16 protein-coding genes are annotated in these 26,037 nt (G+C 57.8%); 9 read left to right on the top strand and 7 right to left on the bottom strand.

Annotation, left to right across the window (positions count from 1 at the left end; translation table 11 throughout):
* Nucleotides 1-13: 13 nt before the first annotated feature.
* The 3 genes from FS819_RS21000 to FS819_RS20990 are packed head-to-tail and all read right to left on the bottom strand — an operon-like array spanning nt 14 to nt 3,141.
* Nucleotides 14-895 (bottom strand): carbohydrate ABC transporter permease, encoded by an 882-nt coding sequence (locus FS819_RS21000; protein ID WP_012653921.1) that lies wholly within the window; start codon nt 893-895, stop codon nt 14-16.
* Nucleotides 888-1,802: a carbohydrate ABC transporter permease gene (locus FS819_RS20995; RefSeq protein ID WP_049777399.1), complete on the bottom strand. Its 915-nt coding sequence runs from the start codon at nt 1,800-1,802 to the stop codon at nt 888-890. Before FS819_RS20995 ends, FS819_RS21000 begins: the two co-directional genes overlap by 8 nt.
* A gap of 55 nt (nt 1,803-1,857) precedes the next feature.
* Nucleotides 1,858-3,141 (bottom strand): ABC transporter substrate-binding protein, encoded by a 1,284-nt coding sequence (locus FS819_RS20990; protein ID WP_156547499.1) that lies wholly within the window; start codon nt 3,139-3,141, stop codon nt 1,858-1,860.
* Nucleotides 3,142-3,662: 521 nt separating this feature from the next.
* Here FS819_RS20990 and FS819_RS20985 point away from each other — a divergent pair.
* Both FS819_RS20985 and FS819_RS20980 read left to right on the top strand, forming a co-directional pair.
* Complete coding sequence (locus FS819_RS20985; protein WP_156547498.1) at nt 3,663-4,928, top strand: Gfo/Idh/MocA family protein; 1,266 nt, start codon at nt 3,663-3,665, stop codon at nt 4,926-4,928.
* A gap of 65 nt (nt 4,929-4,993) precedes the next feature.
* The gene (locus tag FS819_RS20980) at nt 4,994-8,062 is read left to right on the top strand and encodes an alpha-mannosidase (protein WP_156547497.1); all 3,069 of its coding nucleotides are present in this window, start codon (nt 4,994-4,996) and stop codon (nt 8,060-8,062) included.
* Nucleotides 8,063-8,090: 28 nt separating this feature from the next.
* Here the strand turns inward: FS819_RS20980 and FS819_RS20975 are convergent, their stop codons facing one another.
* On the bottom strand, nt 8,091-9,032 hold the full coding sequence (locus tag FS819_RS20975; RefSeq protein ID WP_156547496.1) for a dihydrodipicolinate synthase family protein: 942 nt from the start codon (nt 9,030-9,032) through the stop codon (nt 8,091-8,093).
* 144 nt (nt 9,033-9,176) lie between these two features.
* On the bottom strand, nt 9,177-9,890 hold the full coding sequence (locus FS819_RS20970; protein WP_156547495.1) for a GntR family transcriptional regulator: 714 nt from the start codon (nt 9,888-9,890) through the stop codon (nt 9,177-9,179).
* 321 nt (nt 9,891-10,211) lie between these two features.
* Here FS819_RS20970 and FS819_RS20965 point away from each other — a divergent pair, with 321 nt between their 5' ends.
* The 4 genes from FS819_RS20965 to dusA all read left to right on the top strand — a co-directional run bounded on the left by FS819_RS20965 (nt 10,212) and on the right by dusA (nt 14,369).
* Entirely contained in the window at nt 10,212-10,997 is a 786-nt protein-coding gene (locus FS819_RS20965) for a ThuA domain-containing protein (protein WP_234624450.1), read from the top strand.
* Nucleotides 10,994-12,094 carry a Gfo/Idh/MocA family protein gene (locus FS819_RS20960; protein ID WP_156547494.1) on the top strand — a complete coding sequence of 367 codons (1,101 nt, stop codon included), beginning with the start codon at nt 10,994-10,996 and terminating at the stop codon, nt 12,092-12,094. Before FS819_RS20965 ends, FS819_RS20960 begins: the two co-directional genes overlap by 4 nt.
* A gap of 342 nt (nt 12,095-12,436) precedes the next feature.
* Nucleotides 12,437-13,360, top strand: a complete 924-nt coding sequence (locus FS819_RS20955) for a hypothetical protein (protein WP_156547493.1) — start codon at nt 12,437-12,439, stop codon at nt 13,358-13,360.
* Nucleotides 13,344-14,369: a tRNA dihydrouridine(20/20a) synthase DusA gene (gene dusA / locus FS819_RS20950; protein WP_156547492.1), complete on the top strand. Its 1,026-nt coding sequence runs from the start codon at nt 13,344-13,346 to the stop codon at nt 14,367-14,369. The genes FS819_RS20955 and dusA overlap by 17 nt, the downstream gene beginning before the upstream one ends.
* A gap of 128 nt (nt 14,370-14,497) precedes the next feature.
* Here dusA and FS819_RS20945 read toward each other — a convergent pair whose 3' ends face one another.
* Both FS819_RS20945 and malQ read right to left on the bottom strand, forming a co-directional pair.
* Nucleotides 14,498-14,710, bottom strand: coding sequence for a cold-shock protein (locus FS819_RS20945; protein WP_012653910.1), 213 nt, complete (start codon nt 14,708-14,710; stop codon nt 14,498-14,500).
* A 425-nt stretch (nt 14,711-15,135) separates the two neighbouring features.
* Nucleotides 15,136-16,968, bottom strand: coding sequence for a 4-alpha-glucanotransferase (gene malQ, locus FS819_RS20940; protein WP_234624451.1), 1,833 nt, complete (start codon nt 16,966-16,968; stop codon nt 15,136-15,138).
* Between the two features lie 280 nt (nt 16,969-17,248).
* On the opposite strand from malQ, the gene FS819_RS20935 reads away from it, so the two are divergent.
* Genes FS819_RS20935 through glgB form a run of 3 tightly spaced genes read left to right on the top strand, consistent with a single transcriptional unit; the run spans nt 17,249 to nt 26,015 of the window.
* On the top strand, nt 17,249-20,497 hold the full coding sequence (locus FS819_RS20935; RefSeq protein ID WP_156547490.1) for a maltotransferase domain-containing protein: 3,249 nt from the start codon (nt 17,249-17,251) through the stop codon (nt 20,495-20,497).
* 11 nt (nt 20,498-20,508) lie between these two features.
* Nucleotides 20,509-23,811 carry a maltose alpha-D-glucosyltransferase gene (gene treS / locus FS819_RS20930; protein WP_156547489.1) on the top strand — a complete coding sequence of 1,101 codons (3,303 nt, stop codon included), beginning with the start codon at nt 20,509-20,511 and terminating at the stop codon, nt 23,809-23,811.
* Nucleotides 23,808-26,015, top strand: coding sequence for a 1,4-alpha-glucan branching protein GlgB (gene glgB / locus FS819_RS20925; protein WP_156547488.1), 2,208 nt, complete (start codon nt 23,808-23,810; stop codon nt 26,013-26,015). The genes treS and glgB overlap by 4 nt, the downstream gene beginning before the upstream one ends.
* Nucleotides 26,016-26,037 lie beyond the last annotated feature (22 nt).

Here is a 26,037-nt window from a genome sequence, read left to right as displayed (position 1 = left end):
TTAGAAAATCATCTCAACGCTTCAGACCGGCAGTGGCGATACCGTCAATCAGCAGGCGTTGGCAAAACAGGAAAATCAGGAAAATCGGCACCAGCGACAGGCTGGACATGGCAAACAGCCCGCTCCAGTCGGAACTGCCAGTCGAGTCAACGAAGGACCGCAGGCCGAGTTGTACCGTGTAGGTATTGATATCGCTCAGATAGATCAGCGGACCGAAGAAATCATCCCAGCTCCAGATGAAGGAGAAGATCGCTGCCGTCGCCAGCACCGGCAGGGAGAGCGGCATCATGATCCGCCAATAGATCCGCCAGGGGCTGCACCCGTCCATCATCGCCGCCTCGTCCAGTTCGCGCGGAATGCCGCGGAAGAACTGCACCATCAGGAAGATGAAAAACGCATCGACCGCCAGAAACTTCGGCACGACGAGCGGCAGAATGGTCTTCACCCATCCCAGTTCGAGAAACAGGATATATTGGGGGATGAGTGTGACGTGATAGGGCAGCATCAGCGTCCCCAGCATCAGCGCGAACCAGATATTGCGCCCCCGAAACTCCAGGCGGGCAAAGGCGTAAGCCGCCAGCGAGCAGGAAAACAGATTGCCCACCACCGTCAGCACGGCAATGACCAACGAGTTCCAGAAATAAGTGCCGAAACTGACCTGGGTGCTGAACCAGCCTCGCATATAGGCACTGAAATCCACTTTCGAAGGGATCAGCGAGGCCTGGCCGAAGATCTCGCTCTGGTCCTTGATCGAGCCGGACAGCATCCACAGCAGCGGATAGAGCATGACCAGCGAGGCTGCCGCCAGAACGATATGCAGGATAAGGGAGACCGGCCAGCGCCGTTTTTCCTGCGCATGGATGTCCGGGGAGGAAGCAAGTGCTGCATCAGTCATCGTAATGCACCCAATAGCGCGAGGACAGGAAGGAAAAGGCCGTGAACAGCGCGATGATGATCACCAGGATCCAGGCAAGCGCTGCCGCATAGCCCATCCGGAAATAGCCAAAGGCCTCCTGGTAGAGATAGAGCGTATAAAACAGCGTCGAATCGATCGGGCCGCCGGTGCCTGACGAGATCACATAGGCTGGCGTAAAGGCCTTGAAGGCATCGATGGTCTGGACCACGGCATTGAAGAAGATCACCGGCGTCAGCAAAGGCAGGGTGATCTTGAAGAACATCCGCACTTTGGAAGCCCCATCCAGGCTGGCCGCCTCATACATGTCGACCGGGATCTGCCGAAGGCCAGCCAGGAAGATGATCATCGGCGAGCCGAATTGCCAGACAGCCAGGATGACCAGCGTATAGAGGGAGTAATCGGGATTGGAGATCCAACTTGGCCCTTCGATGCCGAAGGTATTCCAAAGCAGCACGTTGATCGCCCCGTCACCATCGAACAATTGCCGCCAGACCACAGCAATCGCAACGCTGGATCCCAGAAGCGATGGCAGGTAGAAAACCGCCCGGTAGAGCGGCAGGCCACGAATACCCTTGTTGAGCAGCAGCGCAACCAGCAGGGCGAAGGTCAGTTTAAGCGGCACCGACAGCACCACATAAACCAGCGTCACCCGCATGGAGGACATGAATTTTTCGTCAGCCGTGGCGATGCGGATGTAATTGTCCAGGCCGACGACATTAGGCGATTGCAGCAGATTGTAGTCGGTCAGCGACAGCCAGAAGGAAAACAGTGCCGGGCCGAGCGTGAGTACGAAAAAGCCGATGAACCAGGGCAGGAGAAATAGATAGCCCGGCGCGTTGCGCGCCAGACTGGCCCTGAACGGCGACGGTGTCGAGATAGGCTGCATCACTGGCGCGGCACCAGAGGTGCCGGCCATTCCATCGCGAGTGGTGTTCACGGTTTCAACCCCGTTTTAGATTGGCAGCCGCCTGATCGACGAATTTCGCCGCGCCGTCTTCCGGCGAAAGTCGCCCAAAGCCGACTTCTTCGCCGATCTTCTTGATCAGCATCTGGTTTTCACCCGCGCCATTTGGCGGTGGCGGCGGCAGCGGACCGACATTCGGCGTCAGCCGGGCGATATAGTCAAGAATTTCCTTGGACTGGTCGTTCAGCGTCGGTTCCAGCGCCTCGCGCATGGTCGTCGATGCCGGAATGCCTCGCTCGATCCCCAGAGCCAATGCCGCATCCTTGTCCTCGACCAGGAAATTGACGAAATTGACAGCGGCGTCCTTGTTGGCGGACGCGGCGGAAACCGAAATCAGCATTGACGGCTTCAGATAATGCCCAGGCTTGCCACCCTTGGTTTCGGGATAGCTCATCAGCGTCAACGGGTCCTTGTTGACGGCCTGGAAGGCGATGAACTGATTTGAATTGACGAAGCCAACAGCCGCCTTGTTCAATGTCACCATATTGTTTTCGACATTGAGCTGGTCAAGCGCCTGGATATCGGCGGGCACGCAGGCCTTGATCTTACGCATCCAGGCCCAGAATTTGAACCATTCGGTTATATCGGCCTGGTCGAAACCGATGGCGCCATCCGCCGTATACAGCGCCTTGCCGCGCTGACGCAGCCAGCATTCCAGATTGCTTTCGCCGACGCTGCCGTCCTGCGTTCCATAAAAGCCACGACGTTTCTTGGCGGCGGAAACCTTGGCGCAGGCCTCACCGAATTCCTCCCAGGTCATGCCCTCATGCAGCGCGTCAACGCCGGTTTCCTGCCACGCCGCCTTATTGACGAGTGCGGTGACGGAATTAACGCCGAGATTGACGCCATAGAGCTTGCCGCCGACCTTGCCGGCATCGATATTGGAGGCGCCGAAATCGTCGATTTTCAGCGTTTTTCCCATATAGGGCGTCAGATCAAGCAGCGTACCACGCCGCGCATATTCGAAAATATAGCGATAATCCATCTGGATCAGGTCGGGCGCATTGCCGCCTGCCGTCTGGGTGGCCAGACGTGTCCAGTAATTGTCCCAGCCGAAAGACTCGCCAGCGATGGCTGTGCCGCTGTTCTTGGCCTTATAGGCCTCGATGACCTTGAACGTTCGGTCGTTGCGCTCCTTGGAGCCCCACCACAAAAACCGCAGGTTCGTGGCCGCTCTTGCGCCAACTGCACCCATGCAGATCAGCGGCATCGTCAGACCCATGCCAGCAAGCACGGTTCGTCTGCTGAATTTTGTCATCATTCTGGTCTCCTCCCCAGTATCCAGATGAATTCAAATCGCTTGCGTTATGACCAGAACCTCCCTCCCGAGGTTACAGAACAGTCAACGCAAGGAAATGAAAAAATTTTCATGCCCTCTACTTATATACACTATCCAAGCTGCCGATTTATCCAGAAACACGGCATTTCTTATACAAATTGTCGATGTTTCCACCGCCTGTCAAGCCGTGAAAATTTCATGCAGACAAACAATCTCAGCATGACAACGGCAAATGATATGCTAGCATAGCAGTTAAGTCGGGCCGAAGGAAATGATTTTGCATCATCACCAAAAGAGTGGAGGCAGCCAGAAGCGCGCGAGCCCTTGGAGGGAGTTTTGCGCGCCGGACTCCTTGGCACTCTCGTGCAAAAAACCGGCCCTGACACCATGATTGAGTCTTGAACAACCACGCAGTCCATGGGGGAGGTTTGTGGGCGCCCTGTCCGCCGGAGACGGCGTGATAGCGCCTGCAGGACACCAAGGCTGTAGCCAAGGAGGATGGCATGCAAGTCATACGCAAGAGACGCTTTGCCCTGGTCGGCGCAGGTCACCGGGGAACGACTATGTGGGGGCGCGATATTGTCGAGCGCTGGGGCGATCAGGTCGAGTTGGTGGCAATCTGCGACCTGAACGGACTACGCGCCGAACAGTCTCAAGCCCATATCGGCTCCTCGGTGCCAATCTACCTGGATTTCGACCAGATGCTGGCCACCGAAAAGCCGGATCTGGTGATTGTCTGTACCCGTGACAGCACCCATGACGAGTTGATCGTCAAGGCCATGGAAGCTGGCGCTGACGTGATCAGCGAAAAGCCGATGACCACAACCGCCGCCAAGATCAAGCGCATCCTGCATGCCGAAAAGCGCACCGGGCGACGGCTGGATGTCTCCTTCAACTATCGTTTTGCGCCAACCGCGGCACGCATCAAGGAATTGCTGAATTCAGGCGTCATCGGCGATGTTACCTCTGTCGATTTCCATTGGTATCTCAACACCAGCCACGGCGCCGACTATTTCCGCCGCTGGCATGCCTATACCGAAAATTCCGGCAGCCTGTTCGTCCACAAGGCCACCCACCATTTCGATCTCCTGAACTGGTATCTCGATTCGGACCCGGATCTGGTGTCCGCCTTTGCCGATCTGAAGCATTACGGACGCAACGGGCCGTTTCGCGGCGAGCGCTGTCGCACCTGTCCCCATGCGCAGCAATGCGATCATTATTTCGATATGCGCAAAGAGCCCCTGCTGGAAGCGCTTTACGAAGCGCCCTCCAAGGAGGATGGCTATGTGCGCGATGCCTGCGTCTACCGGGAGGATATCGACATTCCCGACACCATGGTCACCAATATCCGCTACAAGAACGGTGTCCATGTCTCCTATTCCCTCAATACCTATATGCCGATTGAGGGCCACCATATTGCCTTCAACGGCCACAAGGGGCGTATCGAGCTTCGCCAGTATGAAAAACAGCCCTGGACCGAGCCGCCAGCCGATGAAATCGTGCTGATGCGCAATTTCGGCGAGGTCGAGCGCATCTGGGTGCCACATTCCTCCGGCGGCCATTACGGCGGCGATGACCGGCTGCGCAATATGCTACTGAAACCCGGCATGAACGACGAATTGCGCCAGCGCGCCGGGGCAAGAGCCGGGGCCATGTCGGTTTTGTGCGGGATTGCCGCACTGGAAAGCAGCCGCAGCGGCAAGCCCGTCACTGTTGCCGATGTCTGGGGTGAGGATGAAGGGATCGGCCTTCTGGAGCAAACGGTTTAAAATCGATAGGACAAAGGCACCGCACGCCTCAGGCCAGCAGAACAACATCGGATACAGACGTCGCCATGAAAACCATACGAAAGCTCGATAGCCTGCTCGCCCGACTGGCCGACCTTATCTTCCAGCCAATCGGTGTTTCGGTGCCACTGCGGTTTCGGGCGGCAGGCTACGATGAGCGTGCAAGCGTGCTGAACGAAAGCCGCGAGCATTGGGTGGCGGTGACGCCTGACCATATCTGGGGCGAACCGGATGGCTATTACTGGTTCGGCGGCAAGGCCACCCTGCCCCAGGGCGTGGATGGGCAGCGGATCGTCGGGCGCATCGAGGCGGCGTTTGGCAATGTCATGGGTCGCAGCGATCCGCAATGCCTGGTGCGGATCGATGGAACGATCACCCAGGGCGGCGATGCCAACCACCGCGAATTCCTGCTGTCACCGTCTGCCCATGCCGGTCAGAGTTTCGACATCCTGATTGAAGCGGGGACAATCGAGGATCGGCGGCAACTCGGCTTTGCCGTCAGCCTGCATCGCCATGATCTGGAGATTGAAGGGGCCTATTACGACATGCGTGTGCCACTGGACGTGGCCCGCCTGCTGGCGGAAGACGATCCGCGTCGTCATTTCATTCTGCGCACGCTGGACGATGCCATCAACGCCGTGGATTTTCGAAAGAGTAATGAGAGCAGGTTCAAGGCCTCGCTTGCCGAGGCACGGGCCATCACGGCGGCCATCTACAATGCCGTTGATTTCGAGGAAAAGCCTGTCGTAGTGGCAACCGGCCATACCCATATCGATGTCGCCTGGCTCTGGCGGGTGCGGGAAACGCGGCAGAAGATGGCGCGATCCATGGCGACCGCGCTTGCCCTGATGGAGGAGTTTCCCGACTACCGCTTCATGTATAATCAATGCGTGCTGCTGGATTATCTGGCTGACGACTATCCGCAACTGTTCGAGCGCATCCGCGCCCATGTGACGACCGGGCGGTTTGAAATTGAAGGCGCGCTCTGGCTGGAGCCGGATGTCAATATTGCCGGTGGCGAGGCGCTGGTGCGCCATATCCTCTATGGCGTCGCCTATCATCGCAAAACCTTCGGCGTCGAGCCGCGCATGGTCTGGTTGCCCGATACGTTCGGCTATTCGGCAGCCCTACCGCAATTGATGCGCAAATCCGGCCTCGACAGTTTCGTCACCCATAAACTGTCGTGGAACGACACCAACCGAATGCCGGACGACAAGCTGTTCTGGCAGGGCATCGACGGCAGCAAGGTGGTCGCCTACTTCCTGACCACCCAGCCCTATGATTCCAAGCTGATCAACACCACCTACTGCCCCAACCTGAAGCCGACCCATGTGATGGGAACCTGGAAACGCCACGGCCAACAACGGCTCGGCAAGGAACTGTTTCTGGTCTATGGCCATGGCGATGGCGGCGGTGGCCCAACCCGCGAAATGCTCCAGAACATCCGCCGGATGGAGCGCGGCATACCCGGCTGCCCGAAGGTTGAACACGGACAGATGCGGCCTTTTTTCGAGCGCCTGATTGCTGACATGCAGGCCAATCCAGACAGCTATCCGACCTGGGTCGGCGAGCTTTACCTGGAATTCCATCGTGGCACGCTGACCTCCGTCGCCAAGAACAAGCGCTTTAACCGCAAAGCCGAAATCGCGCTTCGGGAATTGGAGACGCTGGCGGTGATGGCGGAGCGGCAGGCAGGTCATGCCTATCCCACCCGGCAATTGCGCGACCTGTGGGACATCGTCATGCTCAACCAGTTCCACGATATCCTGCCGGGATCGTCGATCGGCGCCGTCTATGAAGACAGTGACCGCGATTACGCCAGGCTATTTACTGAGGCTGAAACCCTGCGTGCCGAACTCATGGCGCTGTTGCCAACCCATGGCGGCGATGTCGTGTTGAATGTGACCGGTCGCCGTCGCGCTGGTCTGGCCCTGACCCATCAACCTCATGCCTCCGGTCAGAGCCTGGTTCTGGCGGATGGATCGAAAACCCACGCCGTCCGGCTGGAAAACGTTCCGCCGCTGTCCTTGTCCGCCGCCCTGCCGTGCGGCCTAACACCGCCCGGTGCTGTTGAGGTAGAACCATTTCGGCTCGCCAACCGCTTTCTGGATGTGGTGTTCGACCCCAAAGGTCGCATCCTGTCGCTGCATGACAAGGCGAGAGACCGCCATGTCTTCAAGCCCGGCCACACAGCCAATCGCCTCCAGGCCTTCCGCGACATGCCTGCGGAATATGATGCCTGGGATATCGATGCGGATTTCGAAGACCAGAGTTTCGAGATCGATGATCTGGTGAGCGCCGAGATCGTTGAAACCGGGCCATTGCGCGCTGCAATCCGGTTTGAATGGCGCTATGAGGCCTCGCGGATCGTTCAGGTCGTTTCGCTGGAAGCCGACAGCAGGAAGCTGGACTTCGATACAGTCATCGACTGGCATGAGCACAATACGCTGGTCAAAACCGGCTTCCCGATGGCGCTCAATACCGCGTCAATTGATGCGGAAATCCAGTTCGGTCATGTCCGCCGCGCCACGCACCGCAACACCTCTTGGGACCGCGCCCGGTTCGAATGCTCCATGCAGCGCTGGATCGATGTCAGCGAACCGGATTTCGGCATCGCTTTCCTCAACGATTGCAAATATGGCTATGACGCAAAGGGCAGCGATATTCGCCTGACCCTGCTGCGCTCACCGACCTATCCCTGGCCGGACGCCGATCAGGGCGAGCATCGCCTGCGCTACGCCTTGCTGCTGCATAATGGCGACAAGGCCGTGGTGCATGAGGCCGCCGAGGATTTCAACATGCCCTTGCAGATCGTCGCGACCGGACAGGCTAATGTCGTATCAGGAGATCAAGCCCCGCCCCTGCTGTCGATAGAAACAGATGGCATTACGCTGGAGGCGGTGAAGCAGGCAGAGGCAGGTGATGGTTATATCGTCCGCCTCTGGGAAACCACAGGATGCCAGCGACACGCGCGGATTAAACTCGACGGCAAGATCATCCATGCCGCCCTTGTCGATCTGCTCGAGGAAAATCCGGTGGCGGTAGACATCAACGAAAAAGGGCTGGATCTTGCCTTCCAGCCCTTTGAAATTCTGACGCTGAAGCTCTACAGATAGGGTGCGGCTTCAAACTCTAAAACAACGATCACCGCTGGCTCGGGTAGCGGGCTTCGTACCAGGACTTGAACAGCGTATACTGATTTTCCAGATGGGCGCGCTGCGAAGAACTCAATGCGTCGGTCTCGTTGAAATGCAGCGTATATTCGGTCTCGCCATTCAGGACCATGAGATATTTATAGTGCAGCATCAGGTCCGGGCCTTCGTCATAGGTCGAAAGCACCATCAGCGCCTCTTCTAACTCCTTGGCTTCGCGGCGGGCCCGCGGGTCGCCCGTGGCCGCCTCTTTGCAGAGAGCCAACAGGTGCAGAACCTCTCTTGGCAAAGCATTGCCGATCCCGGTGATCGCGCCAGCCGCGCCGCAATTGACGAAGCCGTGATAGACGCCGGTATCGACGCCGACCATCAGGATCAGTCCGTCATCGCCGGAGGTGATGTTTTCGGCCGCATAGGTCATGTCACCCTTGCCACCGAATTCCTTGAACCCGATCAGGTTGGAAAAGCGGGCGCGCAGCTGGAAGAACAGGTCGGCGCGCGTCGCAAAGCCGTAATAGGGGCTGTTATAGATCACCGAGGGCAAATCCTTGCCCGCCTCCAGAACAGCGGAGAAATGGTCGCGCTGGGCCGCAATCGAAGACCCGCGCGATAGGACCCGAGGGATCACCATCAAGCCACTTGCCCCGACTTTCGCCGCATGGGCGGCGTGGCTGACGGCTGAGCGGGTGTTGATCGCGCCGGTTCCAACCACGGTCGGCACACCGGCGTCAACCAGCCGGCGCACGCCTTCCTGGCGCTCGTCATCGCTCAGCAGCGGCCAGTCCCCCATCGATCCGCAATAGACCACGCCCGACATGCCGAGACCGACAAGCTCTTTGCCCTTGCGAACCAGCCCGTCGAAATCGGGGGTTCGGTCCGCCTTGCAAGGCGTCATCAAAGCGGGAATGCATCCCTTGAAAACCAGTTGGGTCATTGAACTCTCCCAGATTGACCGCAGGCAAAGGGCGCGGTCCATAGCCAATGGAAGCGAACTACCATTTTCATGACGTCCTGTCGACAAATAAAATACAAAGTACGAGCCCGTAAAAACCCTTCTCGTCTTGATATCGGCTTCGGATCAAAGCTTGAGATTTGCGGTCTGGCGGCCATCGGCGGTGATATAGGAGCGGATCTGCCGCACGATCTGGTCCGCATGGGCGGTGGCCAGTGCATCGGAGCGCTCGGCATCGCGCTCGATGATTGCCTGGATCATATCTTCATGCTCGGTGACATATTGCCGTGGCAGCACATCGTTGAAGGATGAATAGTAGAGCCGGAGAATCCGGCGCCCCTCATCCAGCAATCGCGTGAACAGATCCTCGTAGTAACGGTTCTTGCCCGCCTTCGCGATGGCAACGTGGAAATCCCGATTGCTGGCGATCATCGCCAGCACATCGCGCCTTTCCACGGCCTGCGCGAAAACCTCCTGAAACCGGCGGATCTGTTCGATATGATCAGGCGTGTGATTGAGCGCGGCAAGCCGTGTCGTTACCCGGTACATCAAGGTCAGTGCATCGAAAAATTCCGAAAGGCCCAGAAAGTCGATGGAAGAGACGATTGTGGCGCGGTTGGTCAGCGTGGTGATCAGGCCTTCGGCGGCAAGCCGCACCAAGGCTTCGCGGATCGGCGTGCGCGACAGGCAAAAGCGGTCGGACAATTGCTGCTCATCGACAGGACTGCCGGGCGCCAGCGTCAGCTCAATGATCTCGTTGCGCAAGGTCTCATAGACTGTCGAGACCCCATAGCCACGCCTGTGGATTGGTTTTTCCGCGTCGACCGTTTTATCGTCCAAGAGCCTGTTCCCGTTTGCTGCTGATTCACTCAATCTATCATTTTCGCCGAAAAAAGCCCGAATTGCGTTTGTCCCACTTGATTTGACGATCTGGCATCCAACTTTCTGGAAGGATGGGACATCTCATTGTCTCGAAATTGCCAAGCTTGGCACTAAGATGCGTCAATATATTCGGTGCCTTATCGTTGATGATTTGGGCTCGGATGAGGTGTCACAGGGGGAAACGGCACCAAGGGAAGCCGGCGACGGACAAATGGGGGCTTGCAGCCATCAGGCTGCGGATTTTTCACGGATGGAAATTTCAACCGATAGGAGAAGCGCGTGACGATCAAGACGGTTGTCTGGGGTGAGAATATTCATGAGCACCTCAATGAAGTGGTGGGAAATCTTTATCCGGAAGGCATGCATACAGCCATCGCCAAGGCTTTGAACCGGGATAGTGACATCGAGGCCACGACCGCAACCTTGCAGGAGCCCGAGCATGGCCTGAGCGCCGAGCGCCTGGAGCAGACCGACGTGCTGATCTGGTGGGGCCACAAGGATCACGGCAGCGTCCGCGACGAGATCGTCGAGCGGGTTGTCGCCCGCGTCCAAGAAGGTATGGGCCTCATCGTCTTGCATTCTGGACATTTCGCCAAGCCGTTCAAGCGGCTGATGGGCACGCCCTGCGCCTTGAAATGGCGTGAAGCCGGTGAACGCGAGCGGGTCTGGACCGTCAATCCCGGCCATCCGATCGCGGCTGGCATACCCGAACAATTCGTGCTGGAAAATGAGGAAATGTACGGCGAGTTCTTTTCCGTACCAGAGCCACTGGAAACCGTGTTCATCTCCTGGTTTTCCGGCGGCGAGATTTTTCGGTCCGGCCTCACCTGGCGGCGCGGCGCTGGCAATATTTTCTACTTCCGCCCCGGCCACGAAACCTACCCGACCTACCATAACCAAACGATACAACAGGTGATCTCCAACGCTGTGAAATGGGCGTATAATCCACGCCCGGCGCTGAAATCCATTCATGATGCCCCGAATGTGCCGGTCGATCAGGCGCTCGAGCCGATCCAGGAACGGGGTCCGAAATTGCATAAGGCCGGGGAGGCCGGATATCGATGAACAAACCCGTCCGTATTCTCATTCTCGGCACCGGCGGCATGGCGAACCGTCATGCCATCGAGTTTGCCACCAATAGCGATGCGCAACTGGTCGGCGCCGTTGATGTCGATATCGCCAAGGTGCGTGGTTTTGCGCTGCGCCATGATATCGCCAATACATTCACCTCGCTGGACGACGCGCTTGCCTGGGGTGAGTTTGATGCCGTTGCCAATGTCACGCCCGACCGGGTGCATTACCCGACGACACTGCAATTGATCGCGGCGGGCAAGCATGTGTTCTGCGAAAAGCCGCTGGCGGAAAGCTTTGAAAAAGCCGACGAGATGGCCCGCAAAGCCAATGCAGCCGGGCTGGTCAACATGGTCAACCTGACCTATCGCAATGTCGCACCGGTGCAGAAGGCCCGGCAGATCGTCCTGGCTGGCGAAATCGGCACGGTCCGCCACATCGAGGCCTCCTATCTGCAAAGCTGGCTGGTCTCCAAGGCTTGGGGTGACTGGGCAACTGAGGACCAGTGGCTGTGGCGGCTATCCACCAAGCACGGCTCGAACGGCGTGCTGGGCGATGTCGGCATCCATATTCTCGATTTCGCCAGTTATGGCGCGGCAACCGATGTCGAGCATATTTTCGCCCGGTTAAAGACATTTGAGAAAGCGCCGGGCAACCGGATTGGCGATTACGATCTCGATGCCAATGACAGTTTCACGATGACGGCGGAATTCAGCAATGGCGCGATTGGCGTCGTGCATGCCTCGCGCTGGGCAACCGGCCACCTCAACGAATTGCGCCTGCGCATGCATGGCGACAAGGGTGCCTTGGAGGTGATCCACACGCCGACCGGCAATACATTGCGGGCCTGCATGGGCGACGATGTGGAAAAAGGCATCTGGACGGAACTGGATGCCGGCACTGTTGCCACCAATTACCAACGCTTCGTCACTGCGGTTCAGGAGGGCAAGACCCGGGAGCCAGATTTCCGCCACGCCGCGGACCTGCAAAAAGTGCTGGATCTGGCCATAGTGACCGAGTTGGAGCGGCGCGAGCATTCCGTTCGCCGTTTCGATGCGGCACCCTCGCTGGCTGCGGTATCATCAGGTTGACCGGCACGGATTGCCCGGTTTTTGTGTCGACGTCATACCTGTCATGACGTCCAGCCTGCTGAGTAAGGCTGGACGGAATTAAAATTGGCTCTTATACGAAAGATCATTGAATGATCTTTCGTATTCCGCTTGCGAATATCTAAAGGCGAGGATGTGGTCCCCATCTTCGATGTTTTCGTGTTACAGAGTGCCAAAATAACGAGAGATGCCCGTAGATAAATGAATTTCTGCGTTTACCAAGATACTGGAGCGGAGATACAGGGCTATATAGTCCCTGACGGCTTTTCCACGAAACCCTGCATTCGCGTCCGGATAAATGACGAGGACAGGGAAACCGAAATTTTGCCGTGGGTTTACGTTGATGGCGCCCGCGCGCTCGGCGCTCACGAGACCGGAAATGTTGGCTTCGTTCTGAACGACGACAATATTCCGGGCATTAGCACCGCGTCGAAGCTGGAAATATACGATCCTGAGACCAGGCTCACCATCTACCGACGCGCCCAGCCAGAATATATTCCAAAAAAGGTTTTGCGGATCGAAACAGCCTATTTGCCGCATAGAGAGCTGGATCTGGGGGTGAAGCCCTATTTCCAGTTTTTTGAATGCGGCGTTGAACGTTTCGGTTTTGAAACCGTTCGCCAGATGCTGGAGATCATTCACCAGCCCTCAGTCTATGTTTCGGGCCGGATTTTGCTGAAAGCCTATCTGGTTTACATCGGCTACAATATCGACACGACAATGCTTGCCTTGCGAGACCCATTCTATGAGCTGGCGACGCGCATAATCGTTTTCAGCCGATCTAACAAGCATGAGTTTTCCTTCGTTTCGCCGCGCGATAAATTGCTGTTCAAGCCGGTCATGAACCTGTTTGAAGGCTTGGCTTTTCAGGATGAAGAAGCGGTTATCACCGCCATCAAGCACGCGCCAAAAGAAACCCTGAATCTGCTGGCCTCCCCCTTTACCCATCAACTGGTTGCCGCAAACCCGACCGATGTCCCCTCTCTTGATGACGTCACCAAGGCCCTCGATGCTCTATCGCAGTTTACGGTTTTCGATCCCGGTCAGGACGATACCAGTTACCCCAAGCTGATTGCGGCAAACCTGGGCGTACCGGAAAATGTGGTGCAGATGAAGCCACCCGTGGAGACCATCCATCAACTGGCCGATGTGCTGAGAAAAATCAGCCGCGTTCAGCATCTGCTGGAAGTCGATCTTCTGCTTTACCACTTCATCCAGAGAGCGTGTAAAGATGCAACAGCCGCCTGAGCCGCTGAAACTCGGCTATCGCTCCCATAAAGTCTTCGCTGTCGCCCCGATGATTGACTGGACGGACACGTTCTGTCGGCGGTTTCACCGTTTGTTGACCCGCCATGCACTGCTCTATACGGAAATGATCGTTGCCGATGCCATTCTGCATGGCAAGCGGGAGCGGCTGCTGGCTTTTGACGCCAGCGAGCATCCATTGGCACTGCAACTGGGTGGCTCCGATCCGCATAAGCTGGCGGAAGCCGTGCGGATTGCCAATGACTGGGGCTATGACGAAATCAACCTGAATGTCGGCTGTCCATCGGACCGGGTCCAGGCCGGAACCTTCGGTGCCTGCCTGATGCGCGAACCGCAGACCGTCGAAGCGTGCATCCGAGCGATGAAAGCGGTTTCCACCGTTCCCGTCACCGTCAAATGCCGGATCGGCGTCGATGACCAGGAACCGGGTGATGTTCTGCCGGATTTCATCAAACGGATGATTGGCGCTGGGGCGGACGCACTCTGGATTCATGCGCGCAAGGCCTGGCTACAGGGCCTCAGTCCCAAGGAAAATCGTGATATTCCGCCACTAGATTATCCGCTGGTTCACCTGATGAAACAGGAAAACCCGGATCTTTTTCTTGGGATTAATGGCGGTATTACCGATCTGGATGAGGCCAGCGCGCATTTGCAGGTGATGGATGGCGTTATGGTCGGCCGGGCCGCCTATAACAATGCCACGATGCTGACCGAGGTCGACGCTCGCATTTATGGCGCACCCGTCAAGGCTCAAAACATGGACCTCGTTCGCGATGCGATGATGGATTATGCCGCCCGCCACATCGCCGAAGGCGGACGTCTGGTGCATCTGACCCGCCATATGGTTGGGCTGTTTCAGGGCTATGCCGGGGCGCGGCGCTTTCGCCAGATCCTTTCGGCTGACGCACCCAAACCGGGGGCTAGCCCTGATGCGATCGCCGCCGCCTTTGCTGCGGTGGATATCGATGCCGGTCCGGTGCGGGCCGCCTGAAGTCTCACCTCAGATTTTTTGCACACGCCTCATCGAAGGAATGAAAGCCAGACGCGATAAACGAAAAACGGCGCTCCTTGCGGAACGCCGTTCAAAATCATCCGCCGTGAAGGACGGAGGCGAAACAATCACGCAGCGCGGATGTTTACAGCCTTCGGGCCCTTGCCCATGCGGTCAGCTTCGGTGTCGAAGGTAACTTCCTGGCCATCACGAAGCGTCTGGATGCCAGCAGCCTGGAGAGCGGAAATGTGAACGAAAACGTCCTTCGCGCCGCCTTCCGGGGTGATGAAGCCGAAGCCCTTGTCCTGATTGAAGAATTTTACGGTGCCCTTGATGGCCATGGGAGAAGTCCTTATCCCTTGAGTTTTTAGTTTCGCCACGCCCGGCGGCGGCCGGACGAAGCATGCATCGTCCCTTCGCGAAGAGACAGGTCGGTAAGTCGCGATAACGGGGAAAAGACGTCTACCAGCGGAGGTTAAGCCCCCAAAGCCGCGCAACCCATTAAGGTTGGGCGCGGAGATACAATCAGTCCAGTCTCCGGGATCATAAATACCCGAACGGGGAATTATCTACAGGAAAGCGGCCAAAGCGGCAAGCATTTATGCGTTTTTTCTGCTTAAATACCCTCGGGAATAGCGGTTTTCATCGGCGTCACATTCGGCACCGAAGGATTAAACCCTCAAAATCTAGGGGCATAAATTCAAGTCAAATCCGGGCTCGTCCTGATAAATGTCGACTGGTCCGAGAATCTGTGTTTTCGGGAAACTCATTGACCACTTTCTTCTCCAGCCAAATTCTTGCTGCCGAATTTTGATTTGGGTCTTTCCTGCCTCATCGCTTCAACAATCCGATTAAAAAGGCTGAACCGGGTGAGATCTTCACAGGAGACCGAAAGCTTCGGCTGCCAGTTCGGATAACTGCTGCTGGTTCCCGGAATATTGGTCGGGTTTTCCTCGTCAGTGAGATCGGCAAGCCGGACAGAGACCAGCATGGAAGCTGTTTTCGCCATCAACCGATGGGCAGCCACCACGCGCTCATGCAGGTCCGGCTGTTCTGCACCATGATCTTGCAATACGATTCCAGCCGATTTAAAGGCCAACAGCAGGTCGGCACGTTCCTTAATGCGGTCGGCCTGCTCTTGGCGTCTTGATGCTTCCGGTACCATTCCATGTGCCGCACGCGCCTCGATATCGGCACCGCGCCACCATCCCGCCAACGTCTGGTGATCGTGGGTCGAGACGCAGGCCAGCGCCAGCGCCGGATATTTCTCCGGCGCGATAAAGCCGCGCTTGTCTCGTTCATAAGACAGGATGCGATAGGACAGGAGATTGGCATCCGCCATCTGCTGGCGTAGCCCCGATGGCACCAGACCGAGATCCTCACCGATGACCAGGCATTGATTGCGTACAGAGGCTTCAGCAATCACGCCCTGGATCTCGCGGGCGGGATAATCGACATAGGCCCCCTCCTCCGGCCCCCTATCGGCTGGCACCAGGAACAAGCGCTGAATGGCCGCGGCATGATCGATACGCACTGCACCCGCATAGCGCATTGCCACATCGATCATCTGACGATAGGGCGACCGGCGAGAAAAAGCGATCAAGGCCGGCTGCAAGGCGGCCAACCGCCAATCCTGGCCATTCACCGCCCAGGGATCGGGCGGGCTGCCAATGCTGGCGCCCCGCAGATAGATGTCCGGTTCGCTCCAGGTCGCCGAACCATCCAGCGCTTCGCCGACAGCAAGATCAAGGTAAAGGCCGATCCTCAGTCCTGCTTTGCACGCTTGGGCAGCAACCGTCTCAAGCTGCCGGTGCGCGACCCATTGAAGCCAGACATGAAAGGCGATCTCCTCGGCATTCTGGCTACGGAAGGCCCGAACGGAGGGATGATCGATATCCTGATACTCCGCAGGCCAGGACATCCAGCCCGCACCATGGCCACCTTCGCTCATGAACCGGGACAAAGTCTCAAATAGAGCATGATTTTGTAGAGCATCACCGCTTTCATCGCAGAAACGCCTGAAATCGGCTCTGTCCTGATCGTCATTTCGCTCCAACTGTCTCGAACCGTCCCAGATCCGCCGCAGAACCTCAAGCTTCACACCGGCAACCGCCTTGTAATCGACGAGTTTGGATCGCCGCAAAGCCTCTAGCGTCTCGCTGTCGGCCATATTCGGGTGAAAACCCGGCACCAGATCGACGGCGATGTAAAGCGGGTTAAGAAAGCGCCGGTTGGATGGCTCATAAGGACTGCACCGGGCAGGGTCCGCCAGAAAAGGCGCGTGCAACGGGTTAAGCCCGATAAAATCGGCCCCCTGATTGGCGGCAAGCATCACCATGCTCTGCAAATCGGCAAAATCGCCGATCCCCCAATTGCGCACTGATCGCAGTTCATAAAGTTGCAGACTGAAGCCCCAGACACGATCCCGAGCAAGGCAATCGGGCAGATAGCTGCGGCCAGGCTCACCCGCCTCCACGTTGAGAGCCGCCAACAGCCGACGTTTTGTGGCGTCTGAAATTGGAACTTCCGCCTGTTCTATTCCCGGTCTGGCGAGGTTGATCCCATGTCTCTTGGCAAGTCTGTTGATTATTGACGTCATGATCGGGTCCATCCTGAGCGATAGACGCTGTCTGCGGCAGAGGCCGTGCCGCAGACAGCGTCGCGATGTGGGCAGTCACACCACCAACCCATCCTCAAGGGTACGGTTCCATCCATCGGCAGCGATTGTCATTGCCGGAGCAGCAAAGCGTTTCAACCAACGCCTGCAAAGGGCTTCCCCCCGCCCTTCGCCTGCACTCTCAACGGCATATGTTTTATTGAATGGAACCACCTGCCGCGTGAGGTGTTTGGCCTTGGTAAACAAATTATGCGGGTGGACGATGACGCAATCACATGCTGCCGAACAACAAGACATCATCAGGGAAACGGTCTCGTCCAGCGCGCCAAACATCTATTATATCCATCCGCTACTGCTGAAAGGCATGGCGGACTGGAACACCCTGTTTGAGCATGTGCGTGGACTGGGCTTCGATACAGTCCTCAGTGCGCCGCCATTTGCGCGTGCAGCGGGTGCCAGCCTGTTCATATCCAAATCCTTCGACACATTCGACCCCGCCCTTGATCTCCCAGGCAGCAGCGATGAGTGCCTGCGAGAACTGACCAAGGCTGCCCGGGCGCATGGCCTGGACTTTATGCTGGATCTGGTGATTGACCGGGTTGCGACGGAAACGCCACCTGGACAGATTGCCGATCCAAGGATTTCGCCCTTTCATTCCGGCAGCCGCCCCGTCGATTTCACCAGCAGCGATGAAACAACCCATCTGCTGGGTGAATGGCGTGCGCGTATTACACAGTTTACCGCTGCGGGCGTGGCTGGTTTCCGCTGTATTGGCATCGATGCCGCACCTTCATCCTTCTGGCGAGACCTGATCGCAGCCGGTCCGTCGGCCCGGTTCTTCGCCTGGACGCCGGGGACGAGTTTTGAGGCGCGGCGCGCTTTGCAAGGCACAGGCTTTGACGGCTGTTTCTCATCCTTTGCCTGGTGGAATCTCGAGGAACCGTGGTTTGCCGAGGAATACGCGCTGCAACGCGCCCTCGGCATTCAGATCGCTTTTCCCGAAGCCCCTTTTGCCCGGCGGATCGCCCATGGCATGGAAAGCCGTGAGATCACGGAGCGAAAGGCTATCCGCGCCCTTCATCTTGCCGCCGCCTTCGGTCCATTGATGGTGCCGATGGGTTTCGAATTCGGGGTGAGCACCCCGCTCGATCCGACGCATGGCGATGGTCAAGGTATCAGGGGCCTGAAGGATCAGGGCAGCTTCGATCTTTCCGCCAGCATTCGCGCCCTCAACGATCAAGCCGGACAACGGCAGGTTTTTCTCGGAAAACCCTTGCGGATCGTCGCCAAAGCCGGCTCACCAGCCTGCGCCCTGGTGCAATCCGACCGCGAAGACCTTCGGTCGTCGCAGGGCATTCGGATCGTCGCCTTCAATCGCGATCTGCGCACATCAGCGACCCTACCGCTCCATGCGCTTCACGAAATCGCCTCCGGCTTCCTGCCATTGATGCTCGACCAGGGCCAAGCGCCGTCCGAAATTCTGGAGACAGGAAAAATCGGCCCGGGCGGGCTTTGCTTGCTCACCGGGGCACGGGCCGATGCCATCGTGTTTGAGCCCAAAACGACGGCAAGTGATGCCGCCGCCTCACCCCGCCTGGCGATTGAAAATATCCAGCCTTCCGTGGATGACGGGCGTTTCCCCATCAAGCGCGTTGTCGGCGACCGGATCACGGTTGAGGCTGATATTTTTGGCGATGGTCATGACCCGCTTTCTGCCGCCGTGCTCTGGCGGCCCTGCGATAGGGATGACTGGAGCGAAGTCCGCATGGAACTGATCGAAAACGACCGGTGGCGGGGTGAATTTTCAGTGTCACGGCTCGGACGGCATGAATTTATCGTCGAGGCCTGGCGCAATCCATTTGCGATTTTTCATTACGAGCTTTCCAAGAAACATGAGGCAAGGCTGGATCTGAAATTAGAATTGCAGGAGGGCATCGCCCTTGTGCGCCAGGCTTTGGCAAGGGCCGATGGACAACTGGCTTCAGACCTCGAACAGTTGATCGCTCGCCTGGAACAGACCCCTGAACAGCAACGCGCCGATCTGTTGCTGCAAGCCGACACGTTTGCATTGATGGACCGCGCCGATGCCAGGCCTTTCCGGTTGCGCTCGCAGCCGCTTCCCGTCGACGCGGAGCGGTTGGAGGCGGGTTTTGCCAGCTGGTACCAGATTTTCCCCCGCTCCCAAAGCGGCGACAAGGACCGTCACGGCACATTCGCCGATGTTATCAAGCGCTTGCCAGCCATTCGCGCCATGGGTTTCGATGTGGTCTATTTCCCGCCCATCCATCCCATCGGCACGACCAACCGCAAGGGCCGCAACAATAGCCTGAAGGCAGGGCCGAACGATCCCGGCAGCCCCTATGCCATCGGCTCCGCCGATGGCGGCCATGACGCCATCCATCCACAGCTCGGCACATTCGAGGATTTCAGAACTCTGGTCACTGCGGCCCGCGATGAGGGGTTGGAGATCGCGCTTGACCTCGCCATCCAGGCATCACCCGATCACCCATGGCTGACGCAGCATCCCGGCTGGTTCGACTGGCGTCCTGATGGCACGATCCGCTATGCGGAAAATCCGCCGAAGAAATACGAGGATATCGTCAACGTCGATTTCTACGCCAAGGACGCCGTTCCCGCGCTTTGGCAGGCCTTGCGCGACATTGTCGAGATGTGGGTCGGCGAAGGCGTCAAACTGTTTCGCGTCGACAATCCGCACACCAAGCCTTTTCCGTTTTGGGAGTGGCTGATCGGCGATATCCGCGCCCGTCACCCGGAGGTGGTCTTCCTGTCGGAAGCCTTTACCAAGCCGAAGGTGATGTACAGGCTGGCCAAGATCGGCTTTTCGCAATCTTATACCTATTTCACCTGGCGCAATCTGCGCTGGGAGCTCGAGCAATATATGCTCGAACTGACGACCCAGGCACCCAAGGAATTCTTCCGGCCGCATTTCTTCGTCAACACCCATGACATCAACCCGGATTTTCTGCAAAACGCGCCGCGCTCGGCCTATCTGATCCGGGCGGGCTTGGCTGCGACGCTTTCCGGGCTTTGGGGCGTCTATAACGGCTTTGAACTGTGCGAAGGCCGCCCGGATGCCAAGCGCAAGGAATATGCTGACAGCGAAAAATACGAGATTACCGCCTGGGACTGGGACCGGCCCGGCAATATCATTGCCGAGATTACCATGCTGAACCGCATTCGCACCGAAAATGCGGCGCTTCATTCCCATCTCGGCCTGACGCTGCTGCCCTCTTCCAACGACCAGGTGATGTTTTTCGAAAAGGCCAGTCCGGGCCGCGAAAACGTTCTGCTCGTGGCAGTCAGCCTCGACCCGCACAATCACCAGACCAGCACAGTCGAGCTGCCTTTGTGGCGCTGGGGCCTGCCCGATAGCGGCAGTCTCGCGCTCGAGGATCTGGTGACAATGAGAAAATTCACGTGGACAGGCAAATGGCAGACGGTCGGTTTCAACCCGCATGTCCTGCCGTTCAGCATTTACCGCGTCAGGTGAGGAGATTTCCAATGGAACAGCAACAGCAGAATGCCGAGACCGATCCGCTTTGGTACAAGGATGCAATTATCTATCAATTGCACATCAAGTCCTTTTACGATGGCAATGGCGATGGGATCGGCGACTTCAAGGGTTTGACGGAAAAGCTCGACCATATCGCCTCGCTTGGCATTACCGCCATCTGGATCTTGCCATTCTTTCCCTCGCCACGGCGCGATGACGGCTATGATATCGCCGATTACGGCAATGTCAGCCCGGACTACGGCACGATGGACGATTTCCGCGCCTTTGTGGATGCTGCCCATGCCCGCGACATGCGCGTCATCATCGAATTGGTAATCAACCACACATCCGATCAGCATCCCTGGTTTGAGCGAGCCCGCAATGCGCCCGCCGGTTCGCCGGAACGGGATTTCTATGTCTGGTCGGAGACCGACCAGAAGTTTCCGGAAACCCGGATCATCTTTCTCGATACGGAAAAATCCAACTGGACCTGGGACCCGGTGGCTGGCGCCTACTACTGGCACCGCTTCTATTCCCACCAGCCGGACCTGAACTTCGACAATCCGGCTGTGTTGGACGAGTTGATCACGGTCATGCGGTTCTGGCTCGATACCGGCATCGATGCCTTCCGGCTCGACGCCATTCCCTATCTGGTTGAGCGCGAAGGCACCAATAACGAAAACCTGCCGGAAACCCATGCGATCCTGAAGAAGATCCGGGCGGCAATGGACGAAGGCCATCCGGGTAAGATGCTGCTCGCCGAGGCCAATCAATGGCCTGAAGATACCCAGGAATATTTCGGCGAGGGTGACGAATGCCATATGGCCTTCCACTTCCCGCTGATGCCGCGCATGTATATGGCGATTGCCAAGGAAGATCGTTTTCCGATCACCGACATCATGCGCCAGACACCTGAGATTCCCGATAATTGCCAATGGGCGATTTTCCTGCGCAATCACGACGAACTGACGCTGGAAATGGTCACCGACGCCGAGCGGGACTATTTGTGGAACACCTATGCCGCTGACCGCCGGGCGCGGATCAATCTCGGCATCCGCAGGCGCCTCGCACCGCTGATGGAACGCGACCGCCGCCGCATCGAGCTGATGAACGCGCTGCTTCTGTCGATGCGCGGCACGCCGGTGATCTATTACGGCGACGAGATCGGCATGGGCGACAATATCTATCTCGGCGACCGCGACGGAGTGCGCACACCGATGCAATGGTCGCCTGATCGCAATGGCGGGTTTTCCCGCGCAGACCCGGCGCGCCTGGTCCTGCCGCCGCTGATGGACCCTCTCTATGGCTATGAGGCGGTCAATGTCGAGGCCCAGTCGGCTGATGCCCATTCGCTGCTGAACTGGAGCCGTCACATGCTGGCGCTTCGGCGCAAATTTACGGCGTTCGGACGCGGCACATTGCGGTTCCTGTCACCGGCCAACCGCAAGATCATCGCCTATTTGCGCGAATATGAAGGTGAAGTGCTGCTGTGTGTCGCCAATCTGTCGCGCCTGCCGCAGGCAGTCGAGCTGGATCTGGCCGAATTCGAAAAGCGTATTCCCATTGAGCTGACCGGCATGTCGGCCTTTCCCCCGATCGGCCAGTTGACCTACCTCCTGACCCTGCCACCCTATGGTTTCTTCTGGTTCAAGCTCTCAGGCGAGACGGATGCGGATGGGCCGGTCTGGCGCACCGAACCGCCGGAGCAATTGCCGGATTTTGTCACCATCGTCATGCGGCGCGAACTTGCCCAATTGCTGGACGAGCCTAATATTCAAGACACGATTTCGCGTGAAATCCTGCCTTCCTATCTTGCCAAGCGCCGCTGGTTTGCCTCCAAGGGCGAAAGGGTGAAACGCGCCTCGCTGATTTCGACCATTCCGATGCCCTTCGGCAATGACCTGCTGCTGGGCGAGTTGGAAACCGAGCTGGAAGATCGCATTGAGCGATATTTCCTGCCGTTTGCCATCGCCTGGGACGATGAGACACCCCATGCGCTAGCCCAGCAACTGGCCTTTGCGCGGGTTCGCAAAGGACGCCGGGTCGGCTTTTTGACGGATGGTTTTGCCATGCAAAGCATGGCGCGTGGTGTCATCAAGGCGTTGTGCGAACGCTCCAGCATTTCCAGTAAGAGCGGTTCCATTGATTTCATCGGCACCGAGCAGCTCGATGGCATGGATCTGTCCGAGGACATGCAGGTCAAATGGCTCTCGGCTGAACAATCCAACAGCTCGTTGATCATCGGCGACATGGCAATGATCAAGCTCATTCGTCACATCCATCAGGGCATCCACCCGGAAGTGGAAATGACCCGCCATCTGACGCGGCTTGGCTATGCCAATACGGCCCCGCTGCTGGGAGAGGTCGTCAGGGTTTCCCCTGAAGATGAGCGCTCGACATTGATCATCATCCAGGGCGCCATTCGCAACCAGGGCGATGCCTGGACCTGGATGCTCGACACGCTCAGACAGACGCTCGAACAAAGCATGGTTGCCGGTCAGGATGACGATGCCGAGCAAGAGCGGTTCAACCCGCTGCTCAATCAAGCCGCTGTGATCGGCAAACGGCTTGGAGAACTGCATGTGGCACTGGCCAAGCCGACAGACGATCCGGCTTTTACGCCGGTCGCAATGCGTGATGAGGATGTCTCCGTTTGGGCGCGCTCAGTGATGGCCCGCGTTGCCGACTGCCTGGACAGAGTGTCTGCGATTGCTCATGGCGCCGACAGTGATGGTTTAGACACTGAAACCAACAGGGTCAGCACCATGCTGGCGGACCGCCGGGAGCAGATCTTGAGCGCGGTCGGTACGCTGGCCAGTGGTGCCAAGGACACGCTGATGATCCGTAACCACGGTGATTTCCATCTGGGCCAGATCCTGATTGCCGAGGACGATGTCTATATCATCGACTTCGAAGGTGAACCGGCCCGCCCGCTCGCCGAACGGCGGGCAAAGACCAATCCGCTGCGCGACGTGGCAGGACTGATCCGGTCGCTGAGCTATCTCGCTGCTTCCGCCGATACCGGCCGCGAGATCGTCATTCAGGGCGATAGTGCAGCAAGAGCCGCGCTGATCGAAGCCTTTCGCAAGAAGGCCGAGGCGCATTTCCTCGAAAGCTATTTCGCGTCAGTGGACGCAGAACCATCACTGGCCATGGACCCCGAAAAGCGCCGCAGGATTCTTGACCTGTTCCTGCTGGAAAAGGCCGCCTATGAAATCGGCTATGAAGCCAGCAACCGGCCAGGCTGGATCGCCATTCCACTCGCTGGCTTTGCCGACATTGCCGAACGGCTGACGGAGAACTCCCTATGACGATTGCCACGAGCGACTTGCTATCCGGCATCGATGCCCAGGCGATTCAAGCCCTGATCGACGGCAGGCACGGCGATCCCTTTTCCATCCTTGGACCGCATCGGGCGGATGGGGAAACGGTGGTCCGGGCAATCTTTCCGGGTGCGCTCGGCGTGGAAATGCTCGACAGAAACAGCAACGCCCCGGTGGGCCGGCTGAACCTGGTGCATCCGGGCGGCCTGTTTGCGGGACAGCTTCGCTCCTCCTCACACTACCGGTTTCGGATCGAATGGCCTGATGCGGTGCAGATTGCCGAAGACCCCTATGCCTTCGGCCTGCTGCTCGGCGATATGGACCTGCATCTGATCGCCGAGGCCACCCATTATGATCTCGCCCGCACATTGGGCGCCAATCCCAGAGAGATGGATGGGGTATCAGGGGTTGGCTTTGCCGTCTGGGCGCCAACCGCACAGCGCGTCTCGGTGGTGGGTGATTTCAACTCCTGGGATGGGCGACGCAACCCGATGCGCCTGCGCCAAGCCGGTGGTATCTGGGAATTGTTCGTTCCGGGTCTCAGCCCCGGCGAGCGCTACAAATATGAATTGATCGACGCGCAAGGCACTGTCCTGCCGCAAAAGGCCGACCCGGTCGCCAAGGCCAGTGAAGCGGCACCGGGAACGGCCTCCATCGTCGCGTCCAACACGCCGTTTGCCTGGACAGATCAGGCATGGATGACACGGCAGAACGCCGATTCTGCCGCGCGCGAGCCGATCTCGATCTATGAAGTGCATCTCGGCTCGTGGCTGAGGATCGCCGAAGATGGCAATCGCTGGCTCGACTGGGTGGAACTGAGCCAGAGGCTTGTGCCCTACGTCAAATCCATGAATTTCACCCATATTGAATTGCTACCGATCACCGAGCATCCGTTCGGCGGTTCCTGGGGTTATCAGCCGCTCGGCCTGTTTTCACCCACCGGGCGCTATGGCACGCCGGAGGATTTGGCCTATTTCATCGACCGCTGCCATGCGAGCGGTGTCGGCGTCCTTCTCGATTGGGTACCAGCCCATTTTCCAACCGATGTCTGGGGCCTGGCACGCTTTGATGGCAGCGCGCTTTATGAGCATGAAGATCCGCGCGAAGGCTTTCATCGGGATTGGAACACGCTGATCTACAATCTCGGTCGCAAGGAGGTGAAGGGCTTTCTGATTGCCAGCGCCTTCGAGTGGCTAGAGCATTTCCATATCGACGGGCTGCGGGTCGATGCCGTCGCCTCGATGCTCTACCGCGACTATAGCCGCAATGACGGCGAATGGATTCCCAACCAATTCGGCGGCCGGGAAAATCTCGAATCCGTCGAGTTCTTCAAGCATTTGAACAGCGTTGTTCACAGCCGCTGCCCGCATGCGCTGATGATTGCCGAGGAATCAACCGCCTGGCCGGGTGTGACCAAGTCACCGGAAGACGGCGGCCTGGGCTTCGATTTCAAATGGAACATGGGTTGGATGCATGACAGCCTGTCCTATATTGAAGAAGATCCGGTCTATCGCAAATATCATCACGGCACGATGACCTTCAGCATGGTCTATCAATATTCCGAGCGGTTTGTGCTGCCGCTTTCCCATGATGAAGTTGTGCATGGCAAAGGCTCGTTGCTGGGTAAAATGCCCGGCGATCACTGGCAGAAGCTAGCGAATCTGCGGGCCTATTATGGGTTCATGTGGGCGCATCCCGGCAAGAAACTGGTGTTTATGGGCTGCGAGATCGGCCAGGACATCGAGTGGAACCATGATCAATCGATCTCCTGGGATTTGATGGACCGACCGGGCCATGCTGGTATCCAGACTTTGGTCGCCAAGCTGAACGGGCTGTATCAGCAGGAAAAGGCGCTGCAATTCAGCGATCTTGACCCCGCCGGATTTGAATGGGCGATTGCCGACGATGCCGAAAACTCGGTCATCGCCATGCTGCGCTATGACGAAAACCATGAGAGCTGCATTCTGGCGATCTCGAATTTCACCCCGATGTTGCGCCATGACTACCGCGTTGGCGTGCCAAGGCAGGGTCGCTGGACGGAAATCCTCAACAGCGATGCCAGTGAATTTGGAGGATCGGGGCAAGGCAAGGGTGACGTTTCAGCCGAGCAGATCCCGGCGCATGGCAGGGAGTTTTCGATCAACCTCGCCCTGCCACCGCTGGCGACACTCTATCTGAAATGGGTGGCCTAGTGGTCCGATTCCGACATTTGCC

Origin of the sequence: Allorhizobium sp. Av2 (assembly GCF_021462805.2) — a bacterium.
GTDB lineage: Bacteria > Pseudomonadota > Alphaproteobacteria > Rhizobiales > Rhizobiaceae > Allorhizobium > Allorhizobium vitis_G.
Note: the sequence above shows the minus strand (reverse complement) of the source record. Positions and strands in the feature narration are given on the sequence as shown.

Coding starts and splice junctions, on each gene's coding strand:
- FS819_RS21000 (WP_012653921.1), bottom strand. CDS start 895: ATGACTGATGCAGCACTTGCTTCCTCCCCGGACATCCATGCGCAGGAA.
- FS819_RS20995 (WP_049777399.1), bottom strand. CDS start 1,802: ATGCAGCCTATCTCGACACCGTCGCCGTTCAGGGCCAGTCTGGCGCGC.
- FS819_RS20990 (WP_156547499.1), bottom strand. CDS start 3,141: ATGATGACAAAATTCAGCAGACGAACCGTGCTTGCTGGCATGGGTCTG.
- FS819_RS20985 (WP_156547498.1), top strand. CDS start 3,663: ATGCAAGTCATACGCAAGAGACGCTTTGCCCTGGTCGGCGCAGGTCAC.
- FS819_RS20980 (WP_156547497.1), top strand. CDS start 4,994: ATGAAAACCATACGAAAGCTCGATAGCCTGCTCGCCCGACTGGCCGAC.
- FS819_RS20975 (WP_156547496.1), bottom strand. CDS start 9,032: ATGACCCAACTGGTTTTCAAGGGATGCATTCCCGCTTTGATGACGCCT.
- FS819_RS20960 (WP_156547494.1), top strand. CDS start 10,994: ATGAACAAACCCGTCCGTATTCTCATTCTCGGCACCGGCGGCATGGCG.
- dusA (WP_156547492.1), top strand. CDS start 13,344: ATGCAACAGCCGCCTGAGCCGCTGAAACTCGGCTATCGCTCCCATAAA.
- FS819_RS20945 (WP_012653910.1), bottom strand. CDS start 14,710: ATGGCCATCAAGGGCACCGTAAAATTCTTCAATCAGGACAAGGGCTTC.
- malQ (WP_234624451.1), bottom strand. CDS start 16,968: ATGACGTCAATAATCAACAGACTTGCCAAGAGACATGGGATCAACCTC.
- FS819_RS20935 (WP_156547490.1), top strand. CDS start 17,249: ATGACGCAATCACATGCTGCCGAACAACAAGACATCATCAGGGAAACG.
- treS (WP_156547489.1), top strand. CDS start 20,509: ATGGAACAGCAACAGCAGAATGCCGAGACCGATCCGCTTTGGTACAAG.
- glgB (WP_156547488.1), top strand. CDS start 23,808: ATGACGATTGCCACGAGCGACTTGCTATCCGGCATCGATGCCCAGGCG.